The sequence below is a fragment of the Breznakibacter xylanolyticus genome, from assembly GCF_003254275.1.
Classification (GTDB): domain Bacteria; phylum Bacteroidota; class Bacteroidia; order Bacteroidales; family Marinilabiliaceae; genus Breznakibacter; species Breznakibacter xylanolyticus.
The window spans coordinates 57,156-69,243 of sequence record NZ_QKZK01000008.1 but is presented as its reverse complement, the minus strand read 5'-3'; the positions used below and the strand labels follow the sequence as shown (position 1 = coordinate 69,243).

Sequence of the window (12,088 nt, the reverse complement as noted above, 5' to 3'; positions counted from 1 at the left end):
AGGGCATGCCCTGTCTCTACCCATCCATCAATTCCATAAATCGGTCTTCGATGCCCGGTGCAACCCGCTGTACCCCCTGATGGGCAATGCCACAAACCGACAAATATGCTTCAATGTCATCGACCGTCACCCCTTGACGATGATCGATGTAATGCAATGTTTCGCCATAGGGATATACCTTGTGTACATATTCCCATCCACGCAACGATTGCAAAGCCTCGTGCCGGTGTTGGGTGCGAATGGCAAACAACGGCCGGGTAAACCCCTGGGTGATGCCTATCGGGGTATCCACCTGCAGCACGTTGCCGTTTTGCATCAGTGCCACCCGGTCGCAAAGGGCGGCTTCGTCCATGTAGGGCGTCGACACCAGAATGGTGATGCCGCTGTGTTTAAGTTTGCGAAGCATCTCCCAAAATTCGCCCCTCGACACGGCATCCACACCCGTGGTGGGCTCATCGAGAATGAGCAACCGTGGCTTGTGAATGAGGGCACACGACAGCGCCAGCTTTTGCTTCATGCCCCCCGACAGCTGTCCCGCTTTGCGATGTTTAAAGAGCTCGATGTGCGAATAGATGTCGGCAATCAGATGATAGTTTTCGGCAACGGTGGTTCCAAACACCGAGGCAAAAAACTGCAGGTTCTCTTCGACCGTCAAATCGAGATAAAGCGAGAATTTGCCGGGCATGTAACCAATCATGGTACGCACCTGTTTGTAATCGGTCACCGGATTGAGCCCCCACAACGACACCTCGCCCGAAGTGGGCAGCATGAGCGAATTCACCATACGCAGGAGGGTGGTTTTGCCGGCGCCGTCGGGGCCGATAAAACCAAAGAGCTCCCCCCCGTTGACCGTCAGCGACACCCGGTCAACGGCCGTCACCGGCCCAAACTGCTTGGTGAGTTGATGAATGGTGATCATGATTCTGATGTTTTTGATTTGTTGCGGGTTGCTAGTTACTGGTTTAGAGTTACGAGTTTCGAGTTTCTGGTTCGAAAACCCGCAACTCGTACCCCGTAACCAGAAACCCGAAACCCTCCACTATTTAATTAAGACCACTTCGCCCGGCATCCCTATTTTGATGCGGCCATCGTTGGGCACCGTCACCTTAAAGGCATACACCTGATTGACGCGCTCCTGTTTGGTTTGGATGATTTTGGGTGTGAACTCGGCCGTCGACGACACCCACGTGATGGTGCCCGGCAGGGTGTCGTTGGCGTTGCCATCGCGATCGATGAGCACGTTCACCTCATGGCCGATTTTCACCTGTGGCAGCATGTCGCCACTGATGTAGGCTCGCAAAATCATGGGGTTGAGGTTCGCCAGCTTCACAATGGGGCGTCCCGGGGTGAGCAGCTCGCCCACCTCGGTGAGTTTGCTCAGGATGGTGCCAACCTGCGGAGCCTTCACGGTGCATCGGGTCAACTGGTCGTTGAGAGAGGCTATTTTGGCATCGGCCAGCGTCAGCTCGGCATGGATGCCATCGAGCTGGGCACGGGTATTGTCAATCTGACGATCAATGACATCCATCTGCCCCGTGGCATCGTCGTATTGCTTGGCGGTGGCGGCATTGCCGGCCTTCATCTTTTCTAACCGCACCAGGTCATTTTCGAGCATCTGCTTTTGGGCTTTTTGCACGTCAATGGCTGTCGAAATCTTGCGCATCCCGGTCATCACCGCCGTTTTGCCGGCAATCAGTTGTTGCTTTTGAAGATGCAAAGGCACTGTATCTATCAGGCAAATGACATCGCCCGCCATCACTGGGTCGCCCTCCTCCACAAAGACGGCCATCACTTTTCCGGCAGCTTCGGCACTGATGATGATTTCGGTGCTCTCGAAATTACCGTAAGCATCGGAACGATGGTTGCCGTTGCCGCAAGATGACAACAGAAGCATCATCCAGATGTATGAATACTTAAATCGTTTCATATAATGTATGTGTTTGATTTGACTATTATTTAAAATTCAGCGTTTCCCATTTTAACCGCTAAGACGCCAAGTTTTCGCAAAGGTCGCCAAGAAACAGACTTTGCGCACTTGGCGTTCCTCTCTCCGCGCCTTTGCGTTTTAAAGAAAAACATTAAAGTTTCAGCCCATTCACAAAAGCCAGCTCTACCTGCAACTTTCTCAACTCCACCTGATGCAGCTGAGCCGACAGGCGAGCCATGGCCTCCTCGTTGAGGCGCGAGATGTAGTCCGATGCCGTAATAGTGCCATTGTTGAATTGCGACAGAGCCGTTTGGGTGATGTTTTGACGAAGGGCGATGATTTGTTCATCCAACAGTAGCGTTTTTCTCAACCCCTCGATGCGGGCAACCATATCGAACTGCTGAATGTGTTGCTGCTTCACAAACGCTTCCTGACGCTGCTGCACCATTTGCTGTTGCTGACCAATCACCAGCCGGTCATGACGGCTGCGCTGCCAGTCCCACAACGTCCAGTTGAGACGCAGCCCCACCATATAAAAAGGCTCAAAACTATCCATCAACATGTTGAAGCCCGGATTGCCATACCCCAATTGTGCAAAGGCCGACACACGGGGCATTCGCACCACGGCGGCCATTTTTTGCGACGCCTCGAGCTGAGTGAGTTGTGCAGACATTTGTGCCAGTTCCGGGCGCAAGCCCACACTGTCGGCCACCTGAAACGGCAACTGCAACCGCACCGAATCGCCCATGGCCATTCCCGAGTATTCGTTCAGGATGGCAATGGCCGACAAGCGTGCCTGCACCAGCGTGGCTTGGCGTTGCTGCAACTGCAACAGCTCCACCCTAAACTGGTCGCCCTGCGATGACAACACCCATCCGTTTTTGATTTTCACGTCCAACTCCTGCAAGCGAGCCTCAAGAGTGGCCATGGTCAGATGCATTTGCTCCAGCTGCTTGTCGATGGAGAGCACCACAAACCAGGCCTGAATCACCCCCGCTTCCACCTGGCGAAGCTCCACCTCAATGCCTTTCAACTCAGTGTCGCGACGAGATTGCTCCACCTTTTTGGCAGCCGAAGTGGCGCCTCCATCGTAAATCACCTGTTTCACATCCAAGTATGCCTTGTATTGATCGTTGGGAGCCGTGGGCATCTGAAATGGCAACCCCGACGCAGCCACATGGGGCACATCGTTTTGCCAGGTCATCTGGCCGGTGACATCAAACTGTGGATAATACTGCGACTGAAGGTTGAGCAACCTCAGCCGGGCGCTTTCATCAATGCTCATGCGCGATTTGGCCAGCGGATAATTGGCTTTTGCCCGGCTGATGCAATCGGTCAGCGACAAATCGCCGCTCTGTGCCATCAGACTCACGGGCATCATGAGCAGCAACACACGTAAGAAGTTTTTCATTGCAAAAATATTAAGTCGGTACATTGTCAAACCCGTTGTCAAACCCTGAAGGTTTTACAAACCTTCAGGGTTTTGCTGGGCGTTAAAAAACAGGGCACTGTCGAGAAACTGCACCAACGTCTCAGCCCTGCGGTTGATAAACTGCTCGTATTGTTCCGGATCGTTACCAAACCACACCCGCTGCATCAACGGACGGGCAGCAAAGGGGAACATTGACAACGAGATCACATTGATGATGATTTCTCGGGGATCAAAGGCTCGGCAAGTCCCGTGCTCAATCTCCTGTTGAATTTTGGCAATGAGCACCTCGGGATGAAACCCGGCTTCCTTCATCAATCGCTCCAGTCGGTCGGGATTGGTATGCAGTTCGTTCAGAATGAAATTGGGCAAATAGGGCCGTTCCCGCAGCATGGTCATATAACCATGCACCACCGCCTTCACGACACTGCGAAACGGAACATCGCGCAACAGCTCCTCATTGATGCGCGGCCAGAATTGCGAAAACGCTTCTTTGAACACAAAATCAAACAAGGTCTCCTTGTTATTAAAATAATAATGCAACAGCGCCTTGTTGATGCCGGCACGATTGGCAATCTCCTGCATGCGGGCGCCATTGAGCCCTTTCTCAACAAACACCTCCCGGGCGGCCCGAAGGATGCTTTCACGCGTCTCTTTCTCTTTTGCCTGATCGGTCATATCTTCTTGTTTTATTATTACACTGACATTGAAGGCACACCAAAACTAACCACTTGATTTAACCAACTGGTCAAAATTACAACATGCATTTGTTTTAACCAAGTGGTTAATCTTATTTTTTGAGATTTCTTTAATCATAAATGACAAAGGAGAATCACAAATGGGAAGAGCACTGAGGTTATCAACACCCTGTTGATATTTTTACACCCTCATTTTAAAACAATTAACCAGCATCACTTTAAAAGCCCATCCCGACGTTCACCGCCATGATGAATGATTTTTATCTTTACCGCCCGCAAAAAAATGCGAGCAATAAACCCTCAAACCACAAACCATGAGCACATTCAGCTCCATAAAAGAACTCCTCAACACCCTGAGCCGCGAGCACAAGCTGCTGGCCGAGATGTTCGAGAAGCGCAAAACGCTCTCGTATCGGCAGGAGTTTGCCCTCGAACTGGTGGATCAAAAAGAGGAGCGCTTGCAATACCTGATGGAACGATCGGTGATTCGACCCAATGGGGCCTTTGTGGAACTCGATGAGCAGTTTCTGCGGTTTTTCGAACAGGTGCTTGAGGTGAACGAAGAAATCAACACCTCATACATTCACGAAAACATTGGCCACGTCAAGCAAAACATCCTTTATTACCTGCAGGAATCGAGCGAGATGCGCCGTTTCTCGTACCTCAAAGCCGTGAAAGGCTCGCTGGTGAAGATTGGCCGCATCACCATCCGCAACATCATCGACCTCAAACGCAACATCGACAACACCTTTAAAACCGAACCCAACTACAAGGTCAAAATCGCCAAGCTGGAGAACTACGACAACAAACGCGTGGACATCAACCGCCTCATTGACCAAACCGAATTGCTGGTGACCGAAGAAGAAGAGACGTTTTTTCGCGCGGCCATGGACGTGGAGCTGGCGCAGATTGTCAACCACCTCCGCCTGCTGCTGAGCGAGGCGCGCAACAACCTCATCGAAATTCAGAAACAAATTCTCGAGTACCTCAACCAAATCAGGCACCAAAGCCGCCTGATGGAGAAAATCCGACAGTTGAAGTACCTCAAAGATCAGTTTGAGATACGCAGCAAAACCAACCTGATGGACTACCTGCGCCGCAGCAACGACGTGGTGTTTGAAACCAACCCCACCTACCCGCTCAAACTCTCGCTCGACTACCTGCAATCCGACACAGCCTTTGAGGTCATTGCCAAGGTGAACCGAAAACTCAAAGTGGGACTGCGACCGCGGCTGCCATCGGCCGGATCCATCGCCACCGAATACATCATGGGTCACACACTGGAGGAGATACACATCAACCTCGAAGAAGTGAAAAACGGCTTTGAAGCATCGGGCCATCACCTGTTCGACTTTGTAATGCGGTACCAGTTCCCCAAGGAAGTGCCCTTTGCCGAGCGCGTCACCATTTTTTGCCAAATGCTCTCGCTCTACGAAAACGATTTTAATGTCACCGACAAATTCATGCAACATCAGGAGATTGAATTTGCGGTAGTGTATCCTGGATAAGAGAGGAAGACGAAGAGACATTTAGACAGACAGATGAGACTGAAGAGATGCTTAGACATTTAAAAATCTCCTAAGTCTCATCTATCTGTCTGATATCTAAAAATCTTCTTCTCTAAAATATAATCATCATTGACCATGAACATCCCCAAACAAACCTCCGACATATTCGAACTCCTCAGCAAGGGGCAGTTCATCTGTTCCAACAGTCCCAACGAGGCCACAGCCAAGCTGTACGACGTCATTGACGAGAACTTTGAGGCGCTGCACGACTACTTTGCGGCCATCAACTTTTCGCTCGAAAAGGGCGACGAGTTTTTTTACTTCACACGCGGTGAGGCCCGGGTCGATTTGGAACGCAAGCTCGAAGCGGCCTTCCGATGGATCGACATTGTGGACTTTTTCAAAACCGTGGATCACTCCTTTGGTCCCGGCTACCGATTCACGCCCAGCGACATTCTGGTGCGGCTCAACGTCGATGCCGAACTCAAGGCCAAGCTCGAAGGCCTCAAACGATACACCCAACAGGAACGTTTCGACGACAGCGTGCGAAAGCTCCTCGACCTGTTGAGCCGCGACAACTACATCGAGCTCGAAAACGAAATCTCGATGACCTACAAGGTGCTGACCTCATTCAAGTACCTCGAACAATTCATCCTTGCTATCCACATCCAAGAAGACGCCATCCATGAGATATCTGAATAAAATTGTGATGATTAACAGCGCCTCGGTCAAGTACGCCGAGGTGCAGCTCGACGGAAACATCCACTTCATCGGCACCCAGGGCGTGGGCAAAAGCACCCTGTTGCGCTCGGTGCTCTTCTTTTACAATGCCGACGCCCTCCGCCTGGGCTTGTCGAAGGAGAAAAAAAGCTATGCCGAGTATTACTTTCCCTACGCCAACTCGTACGTGGTGTACGAAGTGGTGCGCGAAACCGGCCCCTTTTGCGTGATGACCTTCAAGAGCCAGGGCAAGGTGTGCTTCCGATTTATCGAAGGCCCCTACCAGCGCCATCACTACATCAACGCCGATGGCCTGGCGCACGACAAATGGGAAAAATGCCGCGTGGCCATGGATGCCGACAACGTGGCCTTCACCCGCAAGATTGACCGCTTTGAAGAGTATCGCGACATCATTTACGGCAACACCCAGGGCAAAAAGGAGATGAAACAGTTCGCCATCATCGAAAGCCGGCAATACCAAAACATCCCCCGAACCATTCAAAACGTGCTGCTGAACTCGAAACTCGAAGCCGAGTTCATCAAACAAACCATCATCATGTCGCTCAACGAGGAAGACATCCGCATCGACCTCACCAACTACCTGCATCACCTGCGCGACTTTGAACCGCAGCTGGCCGACATCAAGCGATTCAATGACCCGCGAACACGCGCGGCATCCGAGCGCATTGCCGAACTGCACTCGGCCATCAAATACCTCAACAACGAGATTGACCAGCTGGGCAACCATCTGGTGTGGGCACACCGCAAAGCCGCCAACCACCAGCCCGAACTCGAGAAGTCGCTCGAACTACACCAGGGGCAGCTCACCGCCCGCGAAACCCAGGTGACCGACATGGAAGCCCGTTTTCAGGAGAAAAAAGAAAAGTGGCAAAAAGATATCGGCATTGTGGAGAGCGACATCCGACGCGCCCACGAGCGTCAGGACTATTACGCCAAGCTCAACATTGGCGACATCATTGCCCGCATCGCCCAAAAGCCGGCACTCGACAAGGAACGCACCGCCCTGCTCAACGAGCGCGAGCTGCTCACGGCCCGCTTTAAGGAAATCGCCGCCCGCTTTGAAGCCCTGGAACGCGACGCCCAAAACCGCATGAAGGAGCAGGAAAACGATGCCCAAAACACCAAACTGGCACTCAAAGACGACTTTTTGTCGATGAAGGAGAAGCTGGTGACCGATTACAAAAAACTCATCGACGACTTCAACAAGCTGCTCGACGAAGAGATGAAACAGGCACGTCAGGTGGCCGACGAGTGCAAAAACGCCCTGAGCGAACTGCGCATTCGCAAAGAAGGCATCCGCCACCAGCGCCTTTACGAAAAGGAAATTGACGAGCTCAAAGAAGAACTCGCCCGCCTGCGCAACGATAAAAACCGCGCCGACAACCAAACCGAGCACCTGCGCCAACAGGTGCAAACCATCCAGAAACAGTGGGAGACCGAAGAAAATGGCCGCAAAGCCATCTACGGCCGCGACCGCGAACGCCTGGAGGAGAAAATTGTGCGCTGCCGCCAACACATCAAGGGCATCCAACAAAAAATCGACAACAGCAAAGAGTCGTTTTACGGATGGCTCAACGAGCAAAAACCCGGCTGGGAAGAGACCATCGGGCGCGTGTGCGACGAGGAGATCCTCTTTAGCAAAAACCTCTCGCCCGCCCTCTCCGAAAAGGCCTTCGACTCGTTTTACGGCGTGGACATTGACCTGAACGACATCGCCAAGAACGTGAAGACGGTGGCCGATTATCAGGCCGAAATGGCCACCCTGCAAAAGGAAGAAGAACAATATCAGGCCGATATTGCCAAACTCTTTGACCTGTTTAACGATGAATCGGAAAAAATTAAAAAACGCTACCAGCAAAAAATCAAGGACATCAAGGAAAACATCCGCGAACAGGAGTACAAGTCGCAACAATGCGCCACAAAAAGCGACACCGTGACGCTGCGCCTCAACGATTTGACCCAACGTGCCGCCGGCGAAAAACAGGAGCAAATGAAGGGGGTGGATGAGGCCATCAACAAAGCCAACAACGAACTGCTGGTGGCCAACGACAACCTGCGCAAAGCCGGCGAATCGATCAAACGTCAAATCAAAAACAAAGAAAACGAACGCGACAAAAAGATAGAAGAAGGCCAGGCCACCCTGATGGCCAAACAGGCCGAAATTGAAGTGACCCTCAAAAATCTGCGCCTGACCCACCAAAGCCGTCTGGCCGAATTAGAGCAACAAAAGCGCAAACAACTCACCAACGAAGGCGCCGACACCGAGCGCATTGCCGCCATTGACAAGCGTCTGACCCTCATTGATGCCGAGCTGATTTTCATCGACCAAAAACGTGACACCCTGGCCGACTACAACAAGGACAAGCGCGAGCTGCTGGATCGCGTGGACGAATTCAAGGCCAACAAAAACCTGCTGGAGCGCCAGTTGCAACAAGAGGAGCATAAGCATTTGCAAAAAAAACAGGAACGACTCACCGAGATCGATGAGCTGCGCCAAACGCTGGCAGCCATTCAACGAGAACTCGACTGGATTGCCGACGACCTGAAGGAGTTTCACAACTTTTGCAAAACCGATGCCTTTCAACGCGTGGCCGAACGGCTCGACGAGGGCAACGCGGGTGATGAAACCCCCAAACGCACCAAACAACTGGTGGGCGAGCTCACCGATGCCTACTACAAAAGCATCAACCGTGTAGATGAACTGCGCGAGGCGGTGAATACCTTTCTGGGCATTTTCTCGTCGCACAACATCTTCAACTTCAAAACCAACCTGGTGGAGCGCACCGAGTACCTGCAGTTTGCCGACGAACTCACCGACTTTGTGGCCTTCAACAAGATTGCCGAATTTGAAAAACGCTTTAACGAGCGCTTTGCCGACATCATCAAGCTCATTGGCCACGACACGGCCATTCTGGTGTCGAAGGAGGGCGAGATACAGCGCGTGATCAACGACATCAACCGCGACTTTAAGGAACGTAACTTTGCCGGGGTGATCAAAAACATTGAGCTGCGCATGGAACAAAGCGCCAACTCTGTGGTGCGTCTGCTGCTCGACGTGAAAAAATTTAACGACGAGCACGGCATGGGACTGGGCGAAACCAACCTCTTTTCGCGTCACGACCAGCAGGTGAAGAACCAAAAGGCCGTGGAACTGCTGCGGCAGATGGTAAAGGCCATTCACGACTTCCGCAACGATTACATCTCGCTGTCGCACACCTTTGAACTTCAGTTCCGCATAGTGGAGAACAACAACGACACCGGCTGGGTCGAAAAACTCTCGAATGTGGGCTCCGACGGAACCGATGTGCTGGTGAAGGCCATGATCAACATCATGCTTCTCAACGTGTTTAAAGAAGGCGCCTCCAAACGCTTCAAGGAGTTTCGCCTGCATTGCATGATGGACGAAATCGGCAAGCTGCACCCGGCCAACGTGCGCGGCATCCTCAAATTTGCCAACGACCGCAACATCCTGCTCATCAACGGATCACCCACCGAAAACGATGCCCTGGCCTATCGCCACATCTACAAACTGGAAAAAGATCCCAACAGCGTCACCATTGTAAAACGTTTGATTACCCAATACACCAAAGACGCTTAACAAACCCGGGAATATTGAAACGCGCATTCAATGCCGTTTAACAATCCCATTGGACAAAAGACAAGACGATAATTAGACTTCAGACAGATAGATGAGACGAATGAGAGGATGAGAACAGATATGAATATCTTTTTTGGCTCTATTCTGATTCATATGGGTAATTATAAGTATGTATTCACTCAAACCTATATTTCGTGCCCTCTAGCCGGGCGGGCTCTTACTTTTTGGCTACAGCCCCAAAAAGTAAGCAAAAAAGGCCGCCGCTGACGTAAAATGGCTAAAAATCATAGGCCCTCGCTAAAATCTGCGAACTCGCAAGCTCAAACAGCGCATATTTTTTAACGCTCAGGCCTATGATTTTTTTAACGCCATTTTCCGAAGGCGGCTTAGTTACCTTGTGTTAATTTCGTGCTTCCATATTTTGTTTACCCACAGGATTCGATATAGAGCCTCTTTTTTCATCTGATCATCGGTCTCCTCGTCTTCTTCTCTTGTATCAATGACATTGAAATAAATTCCCACCCCCGGCATGACTGACCAAAAACCAAGGGGGGGGTACCCATTTTGAACGATGACGCGCATAATTTGCGCGACGATGCGCATTTTGGGCAGGGGGGGGTACCAAAAATGCGCAACGATGCGCATTTTTTGTGCATCGTTGCGCATTTTTTGCGCATCAATGCGCATTTTTTGCGCATCGGTCCGCATATTTTGCGCATCGATGCGCAAAATATGCGGATGCGTCTACATTTAGGGTACCCCCCCCTGCCCTCAGAATGGACACGCCATTGTTTCCTGTCGATGAATGAATCACGGCACTGCCTTTAAAAATTCAGTTTCTCTTACCATCTTTGCCTGAAATCAGTTCTGTCAAAACCATCTGATACCATGCCACGCCACCTCACCGCCATTCAGGTTCAAAAGCTGCTGCACCTCAAGCAGGGTCACTCGCTTCCGTACAGCGACCTGCCCGGGCATTTGCGCAGCAAACTCCTGGCCGACGAGGTGCTGGAGGTGGTCACCTCGGGCATGCGCAAAAGCCTTCGACTGCCCCGTCCCGAGGCACTCAACACCTACTTAAAAGGACAAGGACTGGCCAACAACCTTGAAGAACTCAGTGCCGTTCTCAGCCACGGAGCCAATTCCCGGGCACAAATGGCGCAAGCGACCGGCGACTCAAAATCGGGAAACCACCGATCGTTCAGGGGATTCCCAGTCAATGTGCTGCTTCCGCTCACGTGCCAACTCCATGCCCAACCCTTCACGCTCATGCCCATCAAGGGTGCTTGCACCTTCATCTCCGATTTTCATTCCTTTGAAATTCCTCACGACGTGACCGTGGTGGGCGTTGAAAATGCCGAGAATTTCTTTCACGTGGCCGCACAGGCGCATCTGTTTGACCAACTCCGCCCCTTGTTTGTGAGCCGATACCCGCAAAGCAACGATTTGCGCCAATGGCTGCAAACCCTCCCCAATCCCTACCTCCATTTTGGCGATTTGGATGCTGCCGGCCTCAACATTTACCACACAGAATATTACCAACACCTGGCCGAACGGGCACACTTCTTCGTGCCCGACAACGTTGAACTGCTGTTCGAAAAATACGGGAACAAAGAGCGCTACACCCAACAAACCCTGCATGCCGCCACCACACAAAACCCTCAGCCCGAGGTGCAGCAACTCATCCAACTCATTCAACACACAAAAAAAGGCGTCGATCAGGAGGTGCTGATTGCAACCACCTTGTAAAACACACATGAATTGGGTAAGGGCACACAGAGAAAAAAAAAACACAGAGGCACGGAGACACAGAGATTTTTTATGAATGATGCAATGTCGTTAAGTTAGTGCGATTCACAAAAGAGACAAGAAGATGATTAGACTAAAGAGACGAAGAGAACCCATTTAAACATCTGTTTTCATCTCATCGAAAGCTCGTCATAAAGGAAGGAGAATATCGTTTTGTCTTGCCCCATCCGGGGCAAAAGAGCTAATCAATGTTATTTACTACCGATCTTTTTCCCCTACGGGGAAATTTATAATACCCCCCTGGTCATATCAAAGCCAACATCTCTTTTGTCTTTCCCTGAGATTATTTGTGTGTCCTTATTTAAAGCAGTCGATAACAATCGCAACCTTACATCGACATTATTTAGTAGCCTTTACAAACTGTACTTTTCCATCAAA

9 protein-coding genes are annotated in these 12,088 nt (G+C 51.1%); 4 read left to right on the top strand and 5 right to left on the bottom strand.

The genetic code is table 11. The features are described 5' to 3' along the window. Positions 1-16 precede the first annotated feature (16 nt). The 4 genes from LX69_RS06350 to LX69_RS06335 form a co-directional block, all read right to left on the bottom strand. Complete coding sequence (locus tag LX69_RS06350) at positions 17-919, bottom strand: ABC transporter ATP-binding protein (protein ID WP_111444997.1); 903 nt, start codon at positions 917-919, stop codon at positions 17-19. Between the two features lie 120 nt (positions 920-1,039). After that, positions 1,040-1,927, bottom strand: coding sequence for an HlyD family secretion protein (locus LX69_RS06345; protein WP_111444996.1), 888 nt, complete (start codon positions 1,925-1,927; stop codon positions 1,040-1,042). 151 nt (positions 1,928-2,078) lie between these two features. Next, positions 2,079-3,338 (bottom strand): TolC family protein, encoded by a 1,260-nt coding sequence (locus LX69_RS06340; protein ID WP_170124267.1) that lies wholly within the window; start codon positions 3,336-3,338, stop codon positions 2,079-2,081. A gap of 54 nt (positions 3,339-3,392) precedes the next feature. Beyond that, positions 3,393-4,034, bottom strand: a complete 642-nt coding sequence (locus tag LX69_RS06335; RefSeq protein WP_111444994.1) for a TetR/AcrR family transcriptional regulator — start codon at positions 4,032-4,034, stop codon at positions 3,393-3,395. Between the two features lie 334 nt (positions 4,035-4,368). On the opposite strand from LX69_RS06335, the gene LX69_RS06330 reads away from it, so the two are divergent. From LX69_RS06330 to LX69_RS06320, 3 genes are all read left to right on the top strand, one after another. Beyond that, positions 4,369-5,562, top strand: coding sequence for a hypothetical protein (locus LX69_RS06330; RefSeq protein WP_111444993.1), 1,194 nt, complete (start codon positions 4,369-4,371; stop codon positions 5,560-5,562). 135 nt (positions 5,563-5,697) lie between these two features. Next, entirely contained in the window at positions 5,698-6,264 is a 567-nt protein-coding gene (locus LX69_RS06325) for a condensin complex protein MksE (protein ID WP_111444992.1), read from the top strand. Beyond that, entirely contained in the window at positions 6,248-9,901 is a 3,654-nt protein-coding gene (locus tag LX69_RS06320; protein WP_111444991.1) for an ATP-binding protein, read from the top strand. The genes LX69_RS06325 and LX69_RS06320 overlap by 17 nt, the downstream gene beginning before the upstream one ends. Before the next feature lie 390 nt (positions 9,902-10,291). Here the strand turns inward: LX69_RS06320 and LX69_RS06315 are convergent, their stop codons facing one another. Next, a complete protein-coding gene (locus LX69_RS06315) occupies positions 10,292-10,630 on the bottom strand; it encodes a hypothetical protein (protein ID WP_146260658.1) in 339 nt (112 codons plus the stop codon). Between the two features lie 159 nt (positions 10,631-10,789). Here LX69_RS06315 and LX69_RS06310 point away from each other — a divergent pair, with 159 nt between their 5' ends. Next, complete coding sequence (locus tag LX69_RS06310; RefSeq protein ID WP_111444989.1) at positions 10,790-11,650, top strand: DUF7281 domain-containing protein; 861 nt, start codon at positions 10,790-10,792, stop codon at positions 11,648-11,650. The last annotated feature ends 438 nt before the right edge of the window (positions 11,651-12,088 follow it).